This is a genomic window from Streptomyces sp. CA-288835 (genome assembly GCF_050936385.1).
GTDB lineage: Bacteria > Actinomycetota > Actinomycetes > Streptomycetales > Streptomycetaceae > Streptomyces.
On record NZ_JBNJMW010000001.1, the window covers coordinates 9,006,789 to 9,031,298 of the forward strand.

The 24,510-nt window shown below is 71.7% G+C and carries 7 protein-coding genes and 1 pseudogene; 4 read left to right on the forward strand and 4 right to left on the reverse strand.

Annotated elements, in window-relative coordinates; translation table 11 throughout:
- The first annotated feature begins 92 nt into the window (after positions 1-92).
- Genes ACQEVY_RS40700 through ACQEVY_RS40710 form a run of 3 tightly spaced genes read left to right on the forward strand, consistent with a single transcriptional unit; the run spans position 93 to position 20,743 of the window.
- Positions 93-18,890 (forward strand): amino acid adenylation domain-containing protein, encoded by an 18,798-nt coding sequence (locus ACQEVY_RS40700; RefSeq protein ID WP_432954947.1) that lies wholly within the window; start codon positions 93-95, stop codon positions 18,888-18,890.
- A 55-nt stretch (positions 18,891-18,945) separates the two neighbouring features.
- Positions 18,946-19,173 (forward strand): MbtH family protein, encoded by a 228-nt coding sequence (locus ACQEVY_RS40705; RefSeq protein WP_352370378.1) that lies wholly within the window; start codon positions 18,946-18,948, stop codon positions 19,171-19,173.
- A 4-nt stretch (positions 19,174-19,177) separates the two neighbouring features.
- Positions 19,178-20,743, forward strand: coding sequence for an amidohydrolase (locus ACQEVY_RS40710; protein ID WP_432954949.1), 1,566 nt, complete (start codon positions 19,178-19,180; stop codon positions 20,741-20,743).
- A gap of 281 nt (positions 20,744-21,024) precedes the next feature.
- Here ACQEVY_RS40710 and ACQEVY_RS40715 read toward each other — a convergent pair whose 3' ends face one another.
- Complete coding sequence (locus tag ACQEVY_RS40715; protein ID WP_432954951.1) at positions 21,025-21,894, reverse strand: LysR family transcriptional regulator; 870 nt, start codon at positions 21,892-21,894, stop codon at positions 21,025-21,027.
- A gap of 68 nt (positions 21,895-21,962) precedes the next feature.
- Between ACQEVY_RS40715 and ACQEVY_RS40720 the strand changes: the two genes are divergently transcribed.
- Positions 21,963-22,877, forward strand: a complete 915-nt coding sequence (locus ACQEVY_RS40720) for an EamA family transporter (RefSeq protein ID WP_432954953.1) — start codon at positions 21,963-21,965, stop codon at positions 22,875-22,877.
- 159 nt (positions 22,878-23,036) lie between these two features.
- Here ACQEVY_RS40720 and ACQEVY_RS40725 read toward each other — a convergent pair.
- The 3 genes and pseudogenes from ACQEVY_RS40725 to ACQEVY_RS40735 form a co-directional block, all read right to left on the reverse strand.
- Positions 23,037-23,468, reverse strand: a pseudogene (locus tag ACQEVY_RS40725) (transposase); the annotation flags it as partial.
- A gap of 8 nt (positions 23,469-23,476) precedes the next feature.
- Complete coding sequence (locus ACQEVY_RS40730) at positions 23,477-23,824, reverse strand: hypothetical protein (RefSeq protein WP_432954954.1); 348 nt, start codon at positions 23,822-23,824, stop codon at positions 23,477-23,479.
- A complete protein-coding gene (locus ACQEVY_RS40735) occupies positions 23,821-24,279 on the reverse strand; it encodes a hypothetical protein (RefSeq protein ID WP_432954955.1) in 459 nt (152 codons plus the stop codon). Before ACQEVY_RS40735 ends, ACQEVY_RS40730 begins: the two co-directional genes overlap by 4 nt.
- Positions 24,280-24,510: the final 231 nt, after the last annotated feature.

The window sequence follows — 24,510 nt, forward strand, 5'->3', positions numbered from 1 at the left end:
ATCCTTACCTTAGTATGACCTGCGGTCCTCCGGCAGAGCCGGTTCCGCACATCCGGGAGGCACGGTCAGCTGTGTCCGGTTTTGTAGAGCGTGTGTCTGGCATCGACGACAACGAAGTACAGGCTTTTTGGAGTCGACGGCTCGACCCGCTTCCTCAGGAGACAGCCCTCCCGGTCGATTTCCCGTATCCCTTGCGGCCCGGCGGTGAACAGGGGGCGGTGAGCCGCCAGTTGGGCACCGCGGCTGACGAGGCGACGCTGCTGGGCGCGTATGTGGCAGTGCTGCACCGCTACAGCGGCGCGCGGGACATCACGGTCGGGTACGGCGGCCTGCCGGTTCGCGTGGCCGTGGACGGCGGTACGGAGTTCACCGAACTGGTGCGCCGGATGGGCGAGGCGTGTGCCGAGGCCCGGGAACACCGGGTCGAACTGTCCACGCTGGTCGCCCAGTTGCGTCCGGAGCCCACCCGCGGTGGCGGTCTGCTGTTCAACACGGCCTTCGGGGACAGCGGATCGGCCGGCCCGCTGGACGTCACGCTCGAAGTCACCGTCGGCGAAGCCTCCGCAGGTGAAGTCGCTGCGAGCGAAGTGCGAGTGACCTACCGTCAGGACCTCTTCGAGGCCGCGACCGTCGAGCGCATCGCGGACCACTACGCGACCCTGCTGGCCGACGCCCTCACCCGGCCGCACACTCCCGTCGGCGAACTGGAACTGCTCGCCGCCGACGAGCGCCGGCGCATCGTCGAGGAGTGGAACGACACCGAGCACGACGTACCGGCGCGCACCTGGCCGGAGCTGTTCGCCGAGCAGGTACGCCTGCGCCCGGACGCCGTCGCCCTCGTCTTCGAGGACACCCGCCTCACCTACGCCGAACTCGACGAGCGCGCCAACCGGCTGGCCCACGCCCTCATCGCCCGCGGCGCCGGACCCGAACGGGTCGTCGCGCTCGCCGTACCCCGCTCGGCCGAGCTGATCATCGCCGAAGTCGCCGTACTCAAGTCCGGCGCCGCCTACCTGCCGGTGGACACCGACTACCCGGCGGACCGCATCTCCTACATGCTCACCGACGCGGCCCCCGCCTGCCTGGTCACCACCACCGAAGCCGCCGCCGACATCCCGCCGAGCGACGGCATGGACCGCCTGATCCTCGACGAGCCCGACACCGTACGGGAGTTGGAGCAGCGCCCGGCGCACGATCCCACCCCCGAAGCGCTGTCCACCGGCAACGCCGCCTACGTCATCTACACCTCCGGCTCCACCGGCCGCCCCAAGGGCGTGGTGCTCTCGCACGCGGGCGTCGCCAAGCTCGTCGCGACGCAGACCGAACGCTTCGGCATCGGCCCGCACAGCAGAGTGCTCCAGTTCGCCTCGCCCAGCTTCGACGTGGCGTTCTGGGACCTGTGCCTCGGACTGCTCTCCGGCGGCCGGCTCGTCGTCGTACCGACCGAGCGCCGGGTGCCGGGCGCGCCGCTCGCCGAGTACGCGCACGCCCACGGCATCACCTTCATGATCCTCCCGCCGGCCCTGCTCGCGGCCATGCCCGAGGACATCGAACTGCCGCCCGCCACCCTCCTCGCCGGCACCGAACGCGTCTCGCCCGAACTGGTCGGCCGCTATGCGCGCGGCCGGATGATGTTCAACGCGTACGGCCCGACCGAGGCGACCACCAACTCCACCCTCGGCCTCTGCGACCCCGACACCCCCGCCGGCACCATCGTGCCCATCGGCGTCCCCGACCCCGGAACTCGCGCCTACGTCCTCGACGCCCGGCTGAAGCCCGTCCCGGCGGGCGTGGCGGGCGAGCTCTACCTCGGCGGCGCGGGCCTGGCCCGCGGCTACCTGGGGCGGCCGTACCTGACGGCCGAGCGGTTCGTCGCGGACCCGTTCGGGGCGCCCGGCGAGCGGCTGTACCGCACCGGCGACCTGGTGCGCTGGAAGGCCGACGGACGCCTTGAGTTCCTCGGCAGGGCCGACTCCCAGGTGAAGATCCGCGGTTTCCGCATCGAACCCGGCGAGATCGAGTCCGTACTGCGCGGCCACCCGGCCGTGGACCAGGCGGCGGTCGTGGTCCGTGAGGACCGGCCCGGCGACCGCCGACTGGCCGCCTATGTCGTGCCCTCCCTGGACGCCGAGGCGGCCGGGGACGAGACCGAGCAGGTCCAGGAGTGGAAGGATCTGCACGAACTGCTCTACTCGGCGGCCGGATCCGAGGGCCGCCGGGACAGCTCGGGCGGCTTCCGCGAGAACTTCGCGGGCTGGAACAGCATGTACGACGGCCTGCCCATCCCCGTCGACGAGATGCGCGAGTGGCGTGACGCCACCGTCGCCCGTATCGAGGAACTGACGCCCCGCCGGGTCCTGGAGATCGGCGTCGGCAGCGGACTGATCCTCTCCCGTGTCGCGCCCGGATGCGAGGCGTACTGGGGCACCGACCTCTCCGAAGAGGCCGTACGTGCCTTGCGTACCCAGGTCGAGGCGGTGCCGGAACTGGTCGACCGGGTCCGCCTGAGCGCCCAGCCCGCGCACGACACCTCCGGGCTGCCGAAGGGCTACTTCGACACCGTCGTCATCAACTCCGTCGCCCAGTACTTCCCGAGCGCCGACTACCTCGCCGAGGTACTGGGCGCCGCCGCGGAACTGCTGGCGCCCGGCGGCCGGCTGTTCATCGGCGACGTCCGCAATGCCCGTCTGCTGCGCTGCCTGCGCGCGGCCGTGGAGACCCGACGGGCCGGCGACCCGGAGGACAAGCAGGCCCTGCGCGCCGCCGTGGAGCGGTCGGTGGCCTGGGAGGGGGAGTTGCTGCTCGACCCCGACTTCTTCGCCGCGCTCGACGGCTTCGACGCCGACATCCGCGTCAAGCGCGGGGCCCATCACAACGAGCTGACCCGGTACCGCTATGACGTGGTGCTCACCAAGCGGGCCGCTGTCGCTTCGGCTCCGGTTTCGGCCGAGGGCGATGAGATCGCGTGGGCCGACCTCGGCGGCTTGGACGACCTCGACGCCCGGCTGGGCGAGGGGCCTTCCCTGCTCCGGGTGGTGGGCGTGCCGAACGTCCGGCTCGCCGAGGACCTGGCCGCGCTGGCGACCCTGGACGGCCGCAGTCGTACGGCCGCGTCCGCCGGGGCGCCGGATCCGGAGGCGTTCCATGCCCTCGGCGCGCGGCATGGGCGCCGGGTCGCCGTCACCTGGAACGGCTCCGCCGACGACGGCAGTCTCGATGTGCTGTTCGCCCTCGGTGACGCCCCGTACGACGGCCGCCTGTACCGCCCGTCCGGCACGGTCCCGCACGCCAACCGCCCCGCGCCCTTCCGTGACGTGAACGCCCTGATGAGGGCGCTGCGTTCGTACGCGGCCGACCGGCTCCCGGAGTACATGGTCCCGGCCGCCGTCGTCCCCCTCGACCGCCTCCCGGTCACCCCCAGCGGCAAGCTCGACTCGGCCGCGCTGCCCACCCCCGACTACGGCGCCCTCAGCTCCGGCCGCCCGCCGCGCGACGCCCGCGAGGAGCTGCTGTGCGCGGCCTACGCCGAGGTGCTCGGCCTGCGCTCGGTCACCATCGACGACGACTTCTTCGCGCTCGGCGGCGACAGCATCACCGCCATCCAGCTCCTCGTCCACGCCCGCCGGGCCGGGCTGCGGCTCAGCTCCCGCGACGTCTTCCGGCACCGTACGGTCGCGGCCCTCGCCGAAGCCGCCGACGTACGGACCGACGCGCAGGACACCGGGGAGGACACCCCGCTCGTCCGGCTCACGGAAGCCGAACTCGCCGAGCTGCAAGGTGAACACCCGGTCGGCGTCCAGGAGTTGCTGCCGCTGAGCCCGCTCCAGGAGGGCTTCTACTTCCACTCCCTCGTCGACGGTGCCGATGGCGACGCGTACGTCGTCCAGCAGGCCCTCGAACTGTCCGGCCCGGTCGACGGCGAGACCCTGCGCCGCGCCGCCCAGCGCGTCCTGGAGCGGCACGCCCCGCTGCGCGCCTGCTTCCGCCAGCTCGCCGACGGCCGCCCGGTGCAGATCGTCGCCGACCGTCTTGAGCTGCCCTGGCGCGAGGTGGACCTGTCCGCGCAGGAGGCAGGGGTCCGGCCGTCGCTCGCCGACGCGGTCGCCGCCGACGAACGTGCCCGGCGCTTCGACCTCGCCCGCCCGCCGCTGCTGCGCTGCGCGCTCGTCCGGCTCGACGAGAACCGCAGCCGACTGCTGTTGACGTTCCATCACATCGTCGCCGACGGCTGGTCCCTGCCGGTGCTGCACCGCGAGCTGATGGCCTGCTACGGGGACACTCCGGCCGAACTGCCCGAGGTCGCGCCGTACCGCTCATACCTTCGTCGCCTGGCGACCGTGGACCGCGATGCCGCCCGCGAGGCCTGGCGCATCGCCCTCGCCGGTCTCGACGAGCCCACGCGTCTGGTCGAGGCGCCCGCCGACGGTGCGCCGATCGAGCCCGCGCAGGTGCGTGTCGAGCTGTCCGAGCAGGTCACCGCCCGCCTTGCGGCGCGTTCCCGGGAGCTCGGGGTGACCCTTGGCACGGTCGTGCAGAGTGCCTGGGGTCTGCTGATCGGGCGGCTGACGGCCCGGCAGGACGTGGTGTTCGGCACCACCGTCTCCGGCCGTGACGCAGAGGTCGAGGGCATCGAGTCCATGGTCGGCCTGTTCATCAACACGCTCCCCACGCGCTTCCGTTGGGAGCCCGCCGACACCCTCGCCGAGCTGCTCGGCCGGCTCCAGGACGAGCAGGCGCGGCTGCTGGACCACCAGCACCTCGGCCTCGCGGAGCTTCAGCGGGTCGCCGGGCTCGCGGGCAGCGGCGAACTCTTCGACACCCTGGTCGTCTTCGAGAACTACCCGTCCGCGACCGGCCTCACCGACCCCTCCGGCACCGTCCACGTCACGGGCCACGAGTTCCACGACGCCGTGCACTACCCGCTCGCCCTGATCGTGAAGCCGGGCCGCCGACTCGATCTGCGCCTGAAGCACCACGCCCAGCGGCTCGACGCCGAGAGCGTGCACCGGATCGCGGACCGGCTCACCCGGATCCTGGGCGCCCTCGCCGCCGACCCCGGGCAGCCGGCCGCCGCCCTGGAACTGCTCTCGGCGGAGGAACTGTCCCTCGCCCACCCGGCCGGCGAACGACGCGACGTACCCGAGACGACGCTGGCCGCCGCCTTCGAGAGCCAGGCCGCCCGCACCCCGCAGGCAACGGCCGTGATGTACGAGGACGAGACGCTCACGTACCGCGAACTCGACGTCCGCGCCGAGGAGTTGGCGGCACGGCTCCGTGCCCGGGGCGCCCGCCCCGGCACGGTCGTCGCGGTCGCCGTACCGCGCTCGACGGAACTCATGGTCGCCCTGCTGGGGGTGCTCAAGTCCGGCGCCGCCTACCTCCCGGTCGACGTGGACTACCCGGCCGACCGCGTGACGCACATGCTCACCGACTCGGGGGCGGAGACCGTCGTCACCACGACGGCCACCGCATCCCGCCTGCCTGAAGTCCCCGGCCTTACACCGTTGTTGGTGGACACCCCGGCCGAGTGCGCGCCTGAAGCCCCGTCCGTCTCCGCCCCCGCGCGCCCCGACGACCCGGCCTACCTGATCTACACCTCCGGCTCAACCGGCCGTCCCAAGGGCGTAGTTGTCACCCATCGCGCGATCGTCAACCGCCTGGTCTGGATGCAGGGCGAGTACCAACTCGCCACCGACGACCGCGTGTTGCAGAAGACCCCCGCCAGCTTCGACGTCAGCGTCTGGGAGTTCTTCTGGGCACTGTGCGAGGGCGCCGCGGTCGTCCTCGCGCGCCCCGACGGACACCGCGACCCGGCATACCTGGCCGAGCTGATCCGCGAACAGGGCGTCACCACCCTGCACTTCGTGCCCTCGATGCTCGAAGCCTTCCTGCAGTCCGAGGAGATCACCGCCGACCCGGCCTGGGCCTCTTCCCTGCGCCGCGTCTTCAGCAGCGGCGAGGCGCTGCCTGTCGCCGCCGCGTCCCACTGGCGCGAGCTCACCGGGGCACCGCTGCACAACCTGTACGGCCCCACCGAGGCCGCCGTCGACGTCACGTACCACCCGTACGACGGCGCACCCGGTACCACCGTGCCCATCGGCCGCCCGGTGTGGAACACCGGGCTGCGCGTGCTGGACTCCTGCCTGCGCCCGGTGCCCGAAGGCACCCCTGGTGAGCTCTACTTGACGGGCGTTCAGCTGGCGCGCGGCTATCACGCCCGCCCCGGCCTGACCGCCGAGCGGTTTGTCGCCGATCCGTACGGCGCGCCCGGCGAGCGCATGTACCGCACGGGCGATCTGGTGCGCCGCCGCGCCGACGGTACCGTCGAGTACCTGGGCCGCACCGACCGCCAGGTCAAGATCCGCGGCAACCGCATCGAACTCGGCGAGATCGAGGCCGCGTTGGGCCGGCAGCCCGCCGTCGCCCAGGCCGCCGTCACCGTCGCGGGCAGCGCACTGATCGCGTACGTCGTCCCCGCCCGTGACACCCGTCCGGAGCCCGCCGAACTCCAGGCCGCCCTCGCCGATTCGCTGCCCGCGCCCATGGTGCCCGGCGCCTATGTCGTCCTGGACGCCCTGCCGTTGACCCCCAGCGGCAAGCTCGACCGGGCCGCGCTGCCCGCGCCGCAGACGGTACGCGCCGAGGTGCGGGCCCCGCGCGACGAGCGCGAGCGCGCCCTCACCGAGATCTTCGCGGCCGTGCTGAAGCTCGACGACGTCGGCATCGACGACGACTTCTTCATGCTCGGCGGCGACAGCATCACCTCGATCGGCGTCTCCAGCCGCGCCCGCAGGGCGGGCCTGGACCTCAACCCCCGGGACGTCTTCGAGCACCGCACACCCGCGGCCCTCGCCGCGGCGGCCGCCCCCGTGGCCTCGGCCCGCACGCTGACCTCCGCCTTCTCCCTCACCGCCGAGGAGACCGAGCGCGTACACCGGCTCAGCCCGTACCCCGTCGAGGACATCTGGCCGCTGGCCCCGCTCCAAGAAGGGCTGTTCTTCCACTCGACGTACGACGACAGCGCCCTGGACGTCTACACCGTCCACGAGTCGTTCGACTTCACCACGCCCATCGAGGCGGACCGGCTGCGCACCGCGGCCCGCGTCCTGCTGGAACGCAACCCCAGCCTGCGCGCCGGGTTCACCAGCGAAGGCCTGCGCCAGCCGGTGCAGTTCATCGTCCGCGAACCGGAGATCCCGCTCCACGAGGTCGACCTGTCCGGGCTGCCCGCCGCCGAACAGGACGTAGAACTACGGGAGTTGATGGACGAAGAGCGCACCCGCCGCTTCGACCTGACCCGGCCGCTACTGTTCCGGATGCTTCTCGTGCGGCTCGGCGAGGAGCGCGGTGACCGGCTGGTCATCGGACGCCATCTGCTGCTGTGGGACGGCTGGTCGGCCTGGGTCTTCCTGGACCAGCTCTTCGCCCTGTACGAGTCCGGGGGTGACGCGAGCGCCCTGCCCGCGCCCGGCTCGTATCGCGACTACCTCACCTGGCTGGAGGCCCAGGACACCGCCGTCGCCACCCGCGCCTGGCGTACGGCCCTCGCCGGTCTGGACGAGCCCACCCTGCTCGCCGCCGCCGACCAGGGCCTGGAGCCGGACATCCCGGAGAGCCTGGACGCCGCCCTTCCGGCGGACCTGGGCGAGCGGCTGCGCGACACCGCACGCCGGCACGGACTGACCCTCAACACGGTGCTGACCGCCGCCTGGGGCCTGACCTTGGCGAGCGCGACCGGCCGTACCGACGTCGTCTTCGGCACCACCGTCGCGGGCCGGCCGAGCGAGGTGCCGGACATCGAGAACGTCATCGGCATGTTCCTTAACACCGTCCCCGCCCGCATCGCCTACGACCCCGCCGAGCCCGTGCTCGGCCTGCTGCGGCGCGTCCAGGACGAACGCCTTGCCGTGATGCCGTACGAGTACCTGGGCCTGGGCGTCCTCCAGGCCGAGACCGGCCACCGTCGGCTGTTCGACACCCTCTTCGTGCTGCGCAACAGCGACACGGAGGAACGGCTCGCCGAACTGGCGGACCGGCACGGCGCCCGAGCCGTCGCCAACGTCGACGCGACGCACTACCCCGTGAACCTGGTCGTCACACCGGGGCAGCGCATCCACGTCACCCTCACCCACCGGGCCGACGTCATCGGTGGGCGGCAGGCGCAGGACCTGCTCGACCGCTTCACGCTGCTGCTGGAGCGGCTGGCCCACGACCTGGACGCCCCCGTGGGCGGCCTCGACCCCCTGCTCCCCGCCGAGCACGCCGAGTTGGAGCGCGAACGGGCCGCGAGTCGTGTCCCCGACCCCGAGGACACCATCGCCGACCTCCTGGCCGCGCAGGCCGCCGCCACTCCCGAGGACACCGCGCTCGTCTTCGGCGACACGACGCTGTCGTACGCCGAACTCGACGCCCGTATCAACCGCATGGCCCGGCTGCTGCTCGCCCGCGGTGCCGCGCCCGAGAAGGTCGTCGCCCTCGGGCTGCCCCGGTCCCTGGACATGGTCGTCGCCCTGTTCGCCGTACTGCGCACCGGAGCCGCGTATCTGCCGCTGGAGCTGGACTACCCCGACGACCGGCTCGCGACGATGCTCGACGACGCCCGGCCGACGCTGATCCTGTCCACCCGGGCGGTCGCCGCGCGACTGGAGGGGGCCGCCCCCGACAGTCCGCGCGTGCTGCTCGACGACCCGGCGGTGACAGGTGAACTGGCCGCGTTCTCGGGCGACTTGACGCGCCAGGTGTTCAGCCTGGAGCACCCGGCGTACGTCATCTACACCTCCGGCTCCACCGGCCGCCCCAAGGGCGTCGTCACGCCGTACCGCGGCCTGACCAATATGCAGCTCAACCACCAGCGGGAGATCTTCGAACCGGCCATCGCCTCGGCGGGCGGCCGTCGGCTGCGCATCGCGCACACCGTGTCCTTCGCCTTCGACATGTCGTGGGAGGAGCTGCTGTGGCTGGTCGAGGGGCATGAGGTGCACATCTGCGACGAGGAGCTGCGGCGCGACGCCGAAGCCCTGGTCGCGTACTGCGAAACCCATCGCGTGGACGTCGTCAACGTCACCCCCACCTACGCCCATCTCCTCATCGAGCAGGGCCTGCTGGAGGGCCACCGGCCGCCGCTGGTGCTGCTCGGCGGCGAGGCCGTCTCGGAGACGGTGTGGAACCGGCTGCGCGACACCGAGGGCACCTACGGCTACAACCTCTACGGGCCGACCGAGTACACCATCAACACCCTCGGCGGCGGCACCCTCGACAGCGCGACACCCACCGTCGGGCGTCCGATCCGCGGGACCCGCGCCCACATCCTGGATGCCTGGCTGCGACCGGTCCCGGACGGCGTGCCCGGCGAGCTCTACATCGCCGGTATCGGCCTGGCCCGCGGCTACCTGGACCGGCCGGGCCTGACCGCCGAGCGTTTCGTCGCCGACCCGTTCGGCGAGCCCGGCGAGCGCATGTACCGCACCGGCGACCTGGTACGCCGTCGCGCCGACGGCAACCTGGACTTCCTGGGCCGCACCGACGACCAGGTCAAGATCCGCGGCTACCGGGTGGAGCTGGGCGAGATCGAGACCGCGCTCGCCCAGCACCCCAGGGTGGCCCAGGCCGCCGTCCTCGTCCGCGACGACCGGCTCGTGGGCTACGTCGTCCCCGACCGGCCCACTGGCGGCGACCGGGACACCGCCGAGCGCGAGCAGGTCGGCGAGTGGCAGGAGATCTACTCCGACGAGTACGAGGAGATCAGCACCGCCGTCTTCACCGAGGACTACGCCGGCTGGGACTCCTCGTACGACGGGCAGCCCATCCCCTTCGACCACATGCGGGAGTGGCGCGAGGCCACCGTCGAACGCATCGGTTCGCTGCGGCCCCGGCGGATCCTGGAGATCGGCGTCGGCTCGGGCCTGCTGCTGTCCCAGCTCGCACCGCGGGCCGAGGCCTACTGGGCCACCGACTTCGCCGCCCCCGTCATCCGCAAGATCGGCGAGGACCTGCGCCAGGACCCGGAACTCGCCGCCAAGGTCACGCTCCGCGCCCAGCCCGCCGACGACCTCAACGGGCTGCCCGGCGACGGCTACTTCGACACGATCGTCATCAACTCCGTCATCCAGTACTTCCCGAGCATCGACTACCTGACCTCGGTGATCCAGGGCGCCATGGAGCTGCTCGCCCCCGGCGGCGCCCTCTTCGTCGGCGACGTACGCAACCTGCGGCTCGCCCGCACCTTCCAGACGGAGATCCAGCTCGCGCGCGGCGTGACCGGCGACGCTCTGGGCAGGGCTGTCGAGCGCGGACTGCGCCTGGAGAAGGAACTCCTCGTCGACCCCGACTACTTCACCACCCTCGGCTACGGAGTCGACCTCCGCACCAAGCGCGCCCGTCACCACAACGAGCTCAGCCGCTACCGCTATGACGCCGTGCTGTACGCGGGCGATCCTGCCCTGCGGCTCGACGACGTCCCGGCCGTCGACTTCACCGGGGACCTCGACCTGGCGGAACTCGTCAGCACGGCGGCCGTCCCGCTGCGTCTCACCGGTGTCCCCGACGCCCGTATCGGAGCCGACGGGGGAGTGGACCCGCAGACGCTGCACGACCTCGGTGCCGAGCGCGGTTACCGCGTGCTGACCACGTGGTCCCGCGAAGTGGGCACGTACGACGCCGTGTTCCTGGCCGACGATGGCAGCGAGGCTACTGGGCTTACGGCCGGCCTGTATCTCCCCGGCGGCGGGGAAGCCCCGTACGCCAACGAGCCGACCGCCGCGCGTGACGCGAACAGCCTGGTCCGGCAGCTCCGCGAGGACCTCAAGCAGCGGTTGCCCGACTACATGGTCCCGGCCGCCTTCGTCACCCTCGACCGGCTGCCCATGAACGACAACGGCAAGCTCGACGTGCGGGCCCTGCCCGAAGCCGAACCGGCCGTCGCGCTCGGCACCGGACGAGGGCCGCGCACTCCCGAGGAGGAGGTGCTCTGCCGGCTCTTCGCTGAGGTCCTCGGCCTGCCCGAAGTCGGCGCCGAGGACGGCTTCTTCGACCTCGGCGGCCACTCCCTGCTCGCCACCCGGCTGATCAGCCGGGCCCGCACCGAGCTGGGCGCCGAACTGGCGATCCGCGACCTCTTCGAGGCCCCGACCCCGGAGCTGCTCGCCGCCCGCGCCGACGGCGGACGCCCTGCCCGCCCGGCCGTCGTGCCCGTCGTCGACCGTCCCGAACGCATCCCGCTGTCGGCCGCCCAGCGCCGCCTGTGGCTGGTGGAACAGATCACCGGCAGCGGCGTCGCCTACAACTTCCCGCTGGTCTTCCGGCTCCGCGGCGAACTCGACCTGGACGCGCTGCGGGCGGCTTTGGGAGACGTGGCCGGGCGGCACGAGGCGTTGCGCACCGTGTTCCTCGAGGAGGACGGAGAGCCGTATCAGCGGATCGTCCCGGCGGACGAGAGTGAACCGTCGTTCACCGTCACGGACTGCCCGGACGAAGACGCTCTGCCCACTCTCATCGAGACGGCCCAGCGTCGCCCCTTCGACCTCAGCCGCGAACTCCCGCTGCGCTGCGAGGTGTTCCGGATCGCTCCGGCCGACCATGTGGTGGCGGTGGTCCTGCACCACATCACCACCGACGAGTGGTCCGACCGGCCGTTCCTCAACGACCTCACCACCGCTTACCAGGCTCGTCGTGAGGGCCGTGAGCCGGAGTGGGCGCCTCTCCCGGTGCAGTACGCCGACTACACCCTCTGGCAGGACACTCTGCTCGGCGGTCGGCTCGGGGAGGAGCAACTCGCCCACTGGACCGAGGCCTTGCGCGCCCTCCCGGGCGAACTGGCCCTGCCTCTCGACCGGTCCCGCCCGGCCGAGCCCACGGGCCGCGGCGGCAAGGTCCGCTTCGAACTGCCCGCCGACACCGGCCGGGAGCTGCGCGAGCTGTCCGCCGCCACGGGCACCAGCATGTTCATGCTGTTCCAGGCCGCCACCGCCGCCTTGCTGCACCGGCTCGGTGCCGGGGACGACATTCCGCTCGGCGCACCGATCGCGGGCCGTACGGATGACGCGCTCGACGATCTGGTCGGCTTCTTCGTCAACACGCTTGTCCTGCGTACCGATCTTTCCAGCGGCGGTCTGTCCGGCGATGACCTCACCTTCCGCCAACTCCTCGGTCGGGTAAGGGAGTCGGCGCTGGAGGCCTTCGAGCACCAGGACCTGCCCTTCGACCAGGTGGTCGAGGCGGTCAACCCGGCGCGTGTGGCCGGGCGCAACCCGCTCTTCCAGGTCATGCTCGGCTACCACTACCGGCCCGACGGCGACCCGGACGTGCTCGGCATGCCGACCGAGTGGTTCGACATGGACACCGGCATGGCCAAGTTCGACCTCCACTTCACCTTCGTGGACGAGGCGGGCCCGGACCGTCTGGTGCTGCTCCTGGAATACGCGGCCGACCTGTGCGACGCGACGACCGCCGAGCGGCTGGCCGGGCGTCTGGTGCGGCTGCTGGAGCAGGTGGTGGCCGATCCCGACCAACCCGTACGGGGCTTGGAGGTCCTGGAGGAGGCCGAGCGGCAGTCCGTCCTCGGCCGGTGGAACGACACCGCGCACGACGTGGAGCCGACCACCCTGCCGGCGCTGTTCCGAGCCCAGGCGGCCCGCACACCCGACGCGCTCGCCCTCGTCCTCGGCGAACAGCGGCTGACCTATGCCGAGTTGGACTCGCGCGTCGAGCACACCGCGCGGGTGCTGGCCGGCCTGGGCGTGGGCCCGGAGGGCACGGTGGCGGTCGCGCTGCCCCGCTCGGTGGACCTCGTGGTGGCGCTGCTGGCGGTGCACCGCGCAGGTGGGGCGTATCTGCCGCTGGACGCCGACTATCCGGAGGAGCGGCTCGCCCTCATGGTGGAGGACGCCCGTCCCGTGTGCGTGATCCGTGACGCCCTGCCAGATGGACCGGTCGGCGAACTGCCGCTGGGTTACGACCCGTTGAGCCCGGCGTACGTCATCTACACATCCGGTTCGACGGGCCGTCCCAAGGGCGTGGTGGTGCCGCACCAGGGCATCGTCAACCGTCTGCAGTGGATGCAGGCCACGTACGAACTCACCGGCGACGACCGGGTGTTGCAGAAGACGCCGTCCAGCTTCGACGTGTCCGTGTGGGAGTTCTTCTGGCCGCTGATCACCGGGGCGACCCTCGTCCTGGCCCGGCCGGAAGGCCACAAGGACCCGGCCTATCTCGCCGAGTTGATCCAGCAGCAGCAGATCACGACGGTGCACTTCGTGCCGTCGATGCTCCAGCTGTTCCTCGAGGAGCCCTCCGCCGCGCAGTGCACCGGCCTGCGCCGCGTGATGTGCAGCGGCGAGGCCCTGCCCGTACCGCTGGCGAACCGCTTCCACCAGGTGCTCTCCGCCGAGCTGCACAACCTCTACGGCCCGACCGAGGCGTCCGTCGACGTCACCGCGATCGAGGTGCGACCGGAAGCGAAGAGCGTGCCGATCGGCCGCCCGGTGTGGAACACCGGCGTGTACGTCCTGGACGCCGGACTGCGTCCGGTACCTCCGGGCGTCCCCGGCGAGCTCTACCTGGCGGGCGTCCAGCTCGCCCGGGGTTACCTCGACCGCCCCGGCCTGACCGCAGAGCGGTTCGTCGCCGATCCGTACGGCGAACCCGGCGCCCGTATGTACCGCACGGGAGACCTGGCCCGCTGGACGGCCGACGGCACAGTCGAATATCTCGGCCGCACCGACGACCAGGTCAAGATCCGCGGCTTCCGCATCGAACTCGGCGAGGTCGAGGCCGTGCTCGCCCGGCACGAGGCCGTCGCCCACGCCGTCGTCGTTCCGCATGACCAGCGGCTCGTGGCGTACGTCGTCCCGGCGCCGGACCGGACAACTGAGTCCGTCGCCTTGCGCGCTCACACAGCGGCAGCTCTGCCCGAACACATGGTCCCCGCAATCTTCGTGACGGTCGACGCCCTGCCGCTCACCCCCAACGGCAAGCTCGACCGCAAGGCCCTGCCCGCCCCCGACTTCACGGCCGAAACCGGCAGCGGCAATGGTCCGCGCACCCCGCGCGAGGAGATCCTCTGCGGACTGTTCGCGGACGTGCTGGGCCTGGAACGGATCGGTGTCGACGACGACTTCTTCGCGCTCGGCGGCCACTCGCTCCTGGCCATGCGGCTGGCCAGCCGCGTACGGGCGGCTCTGGGCGCCGAGCTGGCGCTGCGCACGGTGTTCGAGGCCCCGACGGTGGCCCGGCTCGCGGAGCAGATGGCGGGTGCCGCCGACGAGCCCGCGCGCCCGGTCCTGACCGCTGCCGCCGACCGCCCTGAGCGGCTGCCCTTGTCCTTCGCCCAGCAGCGCCTGTGGGTGCTGTACCAGGTGGAGGGCCCCAGCCCCACGTACAACATCCCGATCGTCTGGCGGCTTTCCGGAGCGCTCGACACGGACGCGCTCCGGCTCGCCGTCGACGATCTGGTCGCCCGGCACGAGCCGTTGCGCACCGTTTTCCCCGAACAGGACGGCCGCGCCCACCAGTTGATCCTCGACGCCGAACAGGCCGGAATCCAGGTGGAAGTCACCCGCACCAGCGAGGAGGAGCTGGACGGGCGGCTCGCCGAGGCCGCCGAGTACGGCTTCGAGCTCGACCGTGAACCCCCGCTCCGCGTCCGCCTGTTCCAGGTCGCGGACGACGAACACGTACTGCTGCTCCTGCTGCACCACATCGCGGGCGACGAGTGGTCCGACCGTCCGCTCAACCGGGACCTGACCGACGCCTACGAGGCACGGGCCGCGGGCCGCGCCCCGGACCGGGCACCGCTGCCCGTCCAGTACGCCGACTTCAGCCTGTGGCAGCGGGCGATGCTCGGCGACGAGAAGGACCCGGCCAGCCTGGCCTCCCGCCAACTCGCTTTCTGGCAACGGAACTTGGCGGGACTCCCCGAGGAGCTCGCGCTGCCCGCCGACCGGCCGCGTCCGCTGGAGGCCAGCTACCGCGGCGGGTCCGTGCACATGCCGCTGGACCCGACGTTGGCGTCAGAGCTGCGCGAACTGGCCCGCAAGGGCAACGTCAGCATGTTCATGGTCGTCCAGGCCGCTGTGGCCGCGCTGCTGACCCGGCTCGGCGCCGGTACGGACATCCCGATCGGCAGCCCGATCGCCGGTCGGACCGACGAGGCGCTGGAGGACCTGGTCGGGTTCTTCCTCAACACGCTGGTCCTGCGCACCGACACCGCGGGCGACCCCACGTTCCGCGAACTGCTCGGCCGCGTACGGGAGACGGACCTCGCCGCCTTCGACCACCAGGACGTGCCGTTCGAGCGGGTGGTGGATGCGCTCAACCCCGCCCGTTCGCTCGCGCGGCATCCGCTGTTCCAGGTCATGGTCGTCTACCTGGCCGCGGGCGGTGACGAGGACGGCTTCGCCGGGCTGCGTGCACGGCGGGAGGAGATTGGTCAGACGACCGCCAAGTTCGACCTCTCCTTCGACTTCGTGGAGCGGGCCGACGGCGAAGGCGTCGACGGGGTCCTGGAGTACAGCACCGATCTGTTCGACCACGCGACCGCCGAGGCCGTCGCCGAACGGCTGATCCGCTTGCTGCGCGCGGTAGTTGAGGCCCCCGACACCCCGATCACCGGGATCGACGTCCTGGGTGCCGCCGAACGCCGCCGGATCCTCACCGAGTGGAACGACCGGCCCGTACTCGCCCCGCCGACCACCGTCCCGGCCCTCTTCGAGCGGCAGGCCGAACTCTCCCCGGACGCCCCCGCCGTGGCCTCCGACGGCATCCGGCTGACCTTCGCCCAGCTGAACGCCAAGGCCAACCGGCTCGCCCGGCTGCTGCTCGCGCACGGCGCCGGACCCGAGCGGATCGTCGCCCTCGCGCTGCCCCGCACCGCCCGCACCCTGCTCGCCATCCTGGCGGTGCAGAAGGCCGGCGCCGCCTATCTGCCGCTCGACCCGGACGCCCCGGCGGGCCGTACCCGCGACATGCTCGACGACGCCCGCCCGGTGCTCGTCCTCACCACGAAGGACCTCGCGCCGCTGCTGCCCCCTGACGGCCCGCCGGCCGTGCTCCTCGACGACCCGCGAACCACGGAACTGCTCGCGGGCCAGAGCCCCGCCAACCTGCTCGACACCGACCGCACCACACCGCTGACGCCGCGCCACCCGGCCTATGTGATCTACACGTCCGGTTCCACCGGCCGCCCCAAGGGAGTTGTCGTCACCCACGAGACCGTGGGCAACCTCTTCCACAGCCACCGCGAGACGCTGTACGCACCGGCCAAGGCCATCACCGGACGGCAGCATCTGCGGGCCGGACACGCCTGGGCGTTCTCCTTCGACGCGTCCTGGCAACCGCAGTTGTGGCTGCTCGACGGGCACTGCGTCCATGTGGTGTCGGACGAGACCCGCCGCGACCCCGAACTCCTCTCCGCGGCCGTCATCGAGCACGGCTTCGACTTCCTGGAAGTCACCCCGTCGTTCTTCGCGCAGATGGCGGAGACGGGTCTTGTCCGCGAGGACGGCAGCTGCCCGCTCGCCGTCGTCGGCGTCGGCGGCGAGGCCGTACCGGCGGCGCAGTGGGAGCGGCTCGGTCAACTGCCCGGCACCGAGGCATTCAACCTGTACGGGCCCACCGAGTCCACCGTCGACGCCCTAGTGGCGCGGGTGCGCGACAGCGACCGGCCGCTCGTCGGCCGACCCGTGGCGGGCACCCGGGCATACGTACTCGACGACCGGCTGCAGCCCGTACCGCCCAGCGTCACGGGCGAGCTCTACCTGGCCGGCGGCGGCCTTGCCCGCGGCTACCTGGGCCGCCCCGCGCTGACCGCCGAGCGCTTCGTCGCCGACCCGTTCGGGCCGCCCGGCTCGCGGCTGTACCGGACCGGTGACCTGGCCCGGTGGACCGCCGACGGACAGATCGACTATCTGGGCCGTGCCGACGACCAGGTGAAGATCCGCGGCTTCCGGATCGAACCCGGCGAGATCGAGTCCGTGCTCTCCTCCCACCCCGACGTCGCCCAAGCCGTGGTGACGGTACGTCAGGAAGGCCCGCGGAAACTGCTGGTGGCGTACGTCGTTCCGGTCGCCGGACAGCTCCCCGACGCGGGGCGGCTGCGGGCGCACGTCGGCGGGCAGTTGCCGGACTACATGGTCCCGGCCGCCGTCGTACTCCTGGACCGGCTGCCCGCACTGGCCAACGGCAAGCTGGACCGGGCCGCCCTGCCCGCCCCGGACTTCAGCGCCGTCTCCACCGGCCGGGCTCCCAGTACGGAACTGGAAAAGACCCTGTGCGGTGTCTTCGCCGACGTACTCGGCCTGGACGAAGTCGGCGTCGACGACGACTTCTTCACCCTGGGCGGCGACAGCATCGTGGCCATGCAACTCGTCAGCAGGGCCCGGGCGGCGGGCGTGCGGATCACCCCGCGCCTGGTGTTCCGGCACCGTACGGTCGCCGCTCTCGCCGAGGTGGCCACGGCTGCCGGACCCGAGGCAGCCGGTGCCCGCCCGGCCGACGACGGCATCGGCACCGTGCCACTGACTCCGGTCATGCACTGGCTGCGCGAACTCGGCGGCTCCTTCAAGGGCTACCACCAGGCCGCACTGGTCCGGACTCCCGCCGCCCTGGACCGGCCGAAGCTGGCCGCCGTGCTGCGGGCCCTCTCCGACCGGCACGCCATGCTGCGCGGCACGCTGGTCCGCACAGCAATGGATGACTGGACCATCGAGATCCCGGGCGCCGACGCGGTGGACACCGAGGCATGGATCGAGCGGGTCGACGTCGTCGGGCTGGACGCCGAGGCGCTCCGGACGGTGGTCGCGGAACGCGCCCGTGCCGCGCGCGCGACGCTCGATCCGGACGCCGGCGCCATGGTGCGGGCCGTGTGGTTCGACGCGGGCGGTGAGCCGGGCAGGCTGCTCCTGATGGCCCACCACCTCGTCACCGACGGCGTCTCCTGGCGCGTCCTGCTGCCCGACCTGGCCGCCGCCTGGCAGGACGTCGCGGCCGGGCGCCCGGCAGAACTCCCGCCGGTCGACACCTCGTTCCGCACCTGGTCGCGCAAGCTGGCCGAGCTGGCCCAGGACCCGGCCCGCGAAGCGGAACTCCCCTTCTGGACCGGCGTGTTCGAAGGCGCCGCGCCCTTCCCGCTGCACCGGCCGCTCGACCCCGACCGCGACACCGTCGGCACGGTACGGGAGCTGGCGCTGCGCCTGCCCGCAGACCAGACGGGCCCGCTGCTCTCGGCCGTGCCCGCCGCCTTCGGCGCGAACGTCAACGACGTCCTGCTCACCGCTCTCGGCCTCGCCGTGGCCGACTGGCGGCGACGTTACGGAGACGGCTCGCCGGGTCCGGTCCTCGTCGACCTCGAAAGCCACGGCCGCGAGGAGGAGTTGGCGGGGGACGCCGATCTGTCGCGTACGGTCGGCTGGTTCACCAGCGTCTTCCCGGTCCGCCTGGACACCGGCCCCGCCGACCTGGACGACGCGCTCCAGGGCGGCCCGGCCGCGGACGAGGCGGTCGCGGCCGTACGTCGGCACCTCGGCTCACTGCCCGCTAACGGCGTCGGCTACGGCATGCTGCGCCACCTCAACCCCCGTACGGCACCCGTCCTCGCCGCCTTCGAGACACCGGCGATCGAGTTCAACTACCTCGGCCGGTTCGGCATCCCCGAGGACACGGACTGGTCGTACGCCCCGGAGGAGGACGTCGCGGACATCGGCGCCGAGCCGGAGATGCGGGAGGGCCACGCCCTCGGCATCAACGTCGTGACCGAGGACCGCGCCGACGGCCCCGTCCTGGCGGCCCACTGGTCCTGGCCTGAGGCCGTGTTGTCCGAGGAAGCGGTACGCGATCTCGCCGAGACGTGGTTCCGCGCCCTGAAGGCCCTGGTCACCCGCACCCAGAACCGTCCCTGACCCCATGGCCCAATAGCCCCTTGCCCCCGAGCCCCGCACCCAGGAGGATCACCGCATGAGCAGCGGCAACACCAACCCGTTCGAGAACCCCGACGGCGTCTACTCCGTTCTCGTCAACGACGAGGGCCAGCACAGCCTCTGGCCCGACTTCGTGGACGTCCCGGCGGGCTGGACCGTCGTCCACGGCCCCGGCCCGCGTCAGGAGTGCCTCGACTACATCGAGACCAACTGGACCGACATGCGGCCCACGAGTCTCGTCGAGCGGATGGAGCGGACCGGCTGACCCGATGCTCAGCACCAGACTGACCAACGCGCATGTCCTGACCATGGACCCGGACCACCCGGTCGCCCACGACGTGGGAATCTGGGAGGGCCGGATCGTGGGCCTGGACGAGGCGGTGACCGGGCTGCCCGCGCGCCGGGTGGTGGATCTGCAGGGTGCGACCGTGCTGCCCGGGTTCATCGACAGCCATGTGCACCTGGCGTGGACCGGGTTCAAGGCGAACACCCCGAGCGTGGCACCCTGCACCTCGGCCGAGGACGTGCTCGGGGTCGTCGCCGCCACCGTGGCGGGCACACCGCCCGGCGGCTGGGCGCAGCTCGTGGGGTACGACCAGCGGGCCCTCGGCCGCCATCTGACCGCCGCCGAACTGGACAAGGTCAGCGAGGGGCGCAAGATCTACCTGCTGCACGACTCCGGACACGGCTGTGTGGTCAACACCGCCGTACTGGACCTGCTGCCCGCCGAAGTGCCGCACGAGGACGGCTTCCTCGCCGAACAGGCCATGGGAGCCGCACGGGCGCTGCGACTGCCGTACTCCCAGGAGGAGTTGGCGGCGGCGATCGGGCGCGCCGCCCGGGTCTGTCTCGCCGAGGGCGTGACCGCCTGCGCCGAGGCGGGCATCGGTGGCGCTCTGTTCGGCCACAGCCCGGTCGAGCTCGGGGCCTACCAACTCGCCCGCGATCAAGGGAAGTTGCCGCTACGAGTGCAGCTCATGGTCGCCGCAGACCGGCTGAAGGCGGTGGCCGCGCACGAGGACGACGGCATCCCGCGCGCCCTCGACCTCGGACTGCGCACCGGCTTCGGCGACGAATGGCTCTCCGTCGGCGCGCTGAAGATCTACACCGACGGCGGCATGATGGCCCGTACGGCCGCACTGAGCAGCCCGTACGAAGGCCTGGACCACGCAGGCCAGTTGCAGGACGACCCCGAGGCGCTCGCCGACACGATCGTGGCCGGCCATCTCGGCGGCTGGCAGCTCGCAATACACGCCATCGGCGACCGCGCGGCCGACGTCGCCCTGGACGCCTTGGAGCGCGCGCATCACCGCCGGCCGCGCCCGGGCGCGCGGCACCGCATCGAGCACGCGGGACTGATCCGTCCCGACCAGCTGACCCGCATGGCGCGGCTCGGCGTGAGCGCGGTCGTGCAGCCCAACTTCCTGCGCTACTTCGGCGACGACTACGCCTCGATCATGGGCGAGGAGCGGGCGCCGTGGATGTACCGGGGGAGTGGTTTCCTCGAGCACGGCATCACGTTGGTGGGCAGCTCCGACCGGCCCGTCGCGGACGGATCACCGCTGCGGGCCGTCCAGTTCATGGTCGAGCGGGCCTCGGAGTCGGGCCAGGTGATCGGCCCGGACGAGTCCGTCACCGTCGACGAGGCCCTGCGCGCGTACACCGTCGGCGGGGCCTACGCCTGCCACTGGGACTCCGTCGCGGGCACGCTCACTCCCGGCAAGCGCGCCGACCTGGTCGTACTGGGCGACGACCCGAGGCGGGTCGACCCCTCGCGCATCGGCGACATCGAGGTGGTGACGACGTACGTCGACGGCAGGAAGACCGACGACTAACCCGGCCGCCGCTGCTCGTGTACGGGCCGCACCGCCGCCGAGGCGTCATGCGCGGCCCTGCCGTGCAGGAGTTCACGCAGCAGCTGGTTCGTGGTGCACACGACGCCCGATGAACTCCACGACGGGGGAAGAGCCCGGCGGAAACGCCCGCACGTAGGGGTGCCGGTAAGAATGCTGTCACCGATCCTGCTGGCTTATTCGGTCACGCGGCGAGGGAGAGTCCGGTGGTGACTGCGTCGATCAGTGCCTGAAGCTCGGAGGGTGGACCATGGGCTCGGGTGTCAGGCGTCTTCGCGGTAGAGGTCGGTGAGCAGGGCGACGGCGGCGTGGGTGGCCGGGTGGGGGTCCTGTCGGCCCCAGATGAGGTGGACGGGGACAGGGACAGCGTCGCGCAGGGGGCGATAAGTGATGCCGTCGCGGCGGTACTGGGCAACGGTGGCCTGCGGGGTGACGCCGACAGAGCGGCCGGCGGCAACAGTGGCGAGCCAGTCGTCGACGTCGCGGGTGTACTCCACGGCAGGGCGGGCGTCTGCGGGCCACAGGTCCAAGGTGGTGGTGCCGGTGCGGCGATCCACCACCAGGGTGCGCTCGCGGATCTCCGCCAGGCGGATGCTGCGACGTCTGGTCCATGGGTCGTCGGAGGCGAGGGCGACGTAGCGGCGTTCGTGGCCGACGAGGGCGTGGGCGTAGCGGCGGGTGTCGACGGGGGTGCGGAGGACGGCCAGGTCGCACAGGCCCTCGGCGAGGCCGCCGGTGGGGGTGTTGTGGCGGATCAGGTGGAGTTCGACGTTGGGGTAGCGGTCGTGCCAGCGGCGCTGGAACTCGGCGGTGTGGCGGCCCATCGCGGACCAGGCGTGGCCGATGTGCAGCCGGGTGTGGCCGGTGGTGGCCTGGTGGATCAGTTCGTCGGCGTCGGCCAGGAGATTCCGGGCGCGGGCGAGAACCTGCACGCCTGCGGTGGTGGGGGTGACAGTGCGGCTGGTGCGGTGCAGCAGTCGCACGCCGAGGATGCGCTCCAGTGCGAGCAGTGTGCGGGAGACCGCGGCCTGGGAGACCCCCAGCTCGATCGCGGCGTCGGTGAAGCTGCCAGTGTCGACGATCTCGACCAGGCAGCGCAGGTGCCGCAGCTCCAGTTCCGTACGACCATCCATACGTCCAGCGTATAGCTGGGGGTTCGGATGCATTTTGCGTATGTGTCGGTGGGCCGGATGGTCGTGCCATGACACTCGAAGCTCGCGCAGAGACGACGTCGGCCGCCGCGGCGCAGGGGTCGTCGCCCCGGTGGTCCGGGGTGGCGCTGATGGTGGGCAGCGGCCTGTCCAACCAGGTCGGAGCATCCATCGCCGCGCTCGCCTTCCCGGTGCTTGGGCCGGTGGGAGTGGTGGCGGTGCGCCAGTGGGTGGCCGCCGTGGTGCTGCTGAGCGCCGGCCGGCCGAACCTGCGTTCATTCACCGTCGCGCAGTGGCGTCCGGTCCTTGGCCTTGCCGCGGTGTTCGCGACCATGAACCTCACGCTGTATGCGGCGATCGACCGGATCGGGCTCGGCTTGGCGGTCACTCTGGAGTTCCTCGGCCCGCTCGCTGTGGCGCTGGCAAGTTCTCGCCGGCGTATCGATCTGGCCTGTGCTCTCGCCGCCGCGGTGGGCGTGGTGGTCCTCACCCGCCCCCGGCCCAGCACGGACTATCTCGGCATCGGCCTGGCTTTGATCGCCGCCGTCTGCTGGGGCTGTTACATCCTGCTCAACCGCACCGTGGGCGAGCGCCTGCCCGGGCTGCAGGGATCGGCCGCCGCCGCGGCCGTCTCCGGCCTGCTCTACCTGCCCCTCGGCGCTGCGGTCCTGTGGCTCCACCAGCCCACCGTCGGCGCCCTGCTGTGCGCGCTGGCTGCCGGTGTGCTGTCCTCCGCGGTGCCGTTTCTCGCCGACCTGCTCGCGCTGCGCCGGGTCCCCGCCCGCTTCTTCGGGATCTTCATGAGCGTCAACCCGGTGTTCGCCGCTCTGATCGGCATGCTCGTCCTCGACCAGCACCTCGGTGCGGCATCGTGGCTGGCCATCACCGTGATTGTCACCGCCAACGCCGTATCCGTGGGCACCGCCGCCAGCCACTCGAAGAAGAAGACCAACCTCTTGCGGTGAACCCCTGTCGATGCCCGCGCCTCGGTGTGCGCCTTTGTCGAGGCGGGCAAGGTGGCTGACGCGGGTGCGGTCGAGCTGGTGGCCGTTCCACCAGGCATCGAGGCGGATGAGGTTGAGTGCAACGGCGGAGAGGACGTGCTCCAGGTGGGTCTTCTGGAGACCGAGGTAGCGGGCACGTCTTATCCCGGTGACCGCGACGGCCTGGTGGATGGTTCCCTCGATGCCCGCGCGGGTTCCGTACTTGGCTCGCCACTGCTCGTCGCCCTGCTGGAGGCGGGCATGGTCGAGGACTTCTTGCAGCTCGCGGGGTTGCAGGGAGAGGGTCCGGCCGCCGGTCTTCGAGCGGGTGCACTGGTCGCGCACCGGGCAGGGGCGGCATGTCTCCTTGTCGAACTTGATGACGATGGCCTTGGTTCGGCGCTGGGTCGCGGGGCTCCACCAGGTGCTGGTGTCCCCGCGTGGGCAGGTGGCCTGCCGCATGTCCCAGTTGATGGTGAACGCGGTGCGGTCGAACCCGGCGCCGGCACGCGCCTGGGGTGAGCTGTGCATCAGGACCGGGGTGACCAGGGTGACCCCGAAGTTCTTCTTCATGCCTACGATCAACTCGGCGGAGGCGTAACGGAGTCGAGGAAGTGCTCGGCGGGCAGAAGACCACGGGCGGCGAGCATGTGATGGACCGGTTCGGTCATTTCCGCGTCGGTCACTGTGGCGTCGGTGGTCGCAATGCCGGTGATCAAGCGCGGCGGCGGTCCGTCGGCTCCGGGGATCAGCGCCTGGCCGTCGGCAGCCGGGTCCTGGTCATCGGCATCGTCGCAGGACTCACTGAAGTGGATCTTGTAGCCGGTCCACCAGGAGCCCTGTTTGAGGCCGTAGCGGGCGTCGGTGTCGTACGGAGAGGCCAGCCGCAGTCTGCCGGGCGGGAGGTCTTTGCTCTCCCGCCGCTTCACCTCCGCCCCGGCCCGGTCACGGCGCGGTGGTAGTTCTGTACCCACATCGTGCGCAGGACCTGCACCGCCGGGAGTTCGCGCAGCCAGGCCGGCGCATCAGGGGCATGCACCGCCTCCAGCAGCGCGAACCCGTCCTGGCCGTAGACCAGGGCCATCTCCTCGCGCTTGCTCGTGGAAGCTGGCGGATGCCAGGAGTGAGTCCGCGGGCCGTAGCGTTCGGCCCATTCCCGAACGGGCACCGCCTGGGTCAGCCAGTCCGGGGCCGCGCAGGCCAGCGCCTCCAGCGCGGCCCGCAGCGTCTCCCCGGCCAGCTCCAGCCTGTTCAGATCGCGTACCGCCGCCAGCACGCGGGTGGAGTCGGTGCGCTGCCTGCCTCCGGCCTTCACCAGGCCCCGGTCCTTGAGCGCGGTCAGCAGCAGGTCGAGCAACTTCACCTCCATTCCGTGCTCGACCAAGCAGGATCGGTTACAGCATTCTTACCGGCACCCCACGTAGTGGTTCTGCATGTCGTGCACGAGCAGGGCGGCACGGGCCGGGTCGATGGTCCAGGGGGCGCTGAGTCGGGCACCGGCATGGGGTATCCCACTGTTCCGGCTGGAGTTCACTCGAAGGTGTTCTGGTGAGCGGGAGTGAGTCCTGGCGGTCCTTGGTGTGTTGTGCCGGTTGGTCGTCGTGCCGGCCTTTGG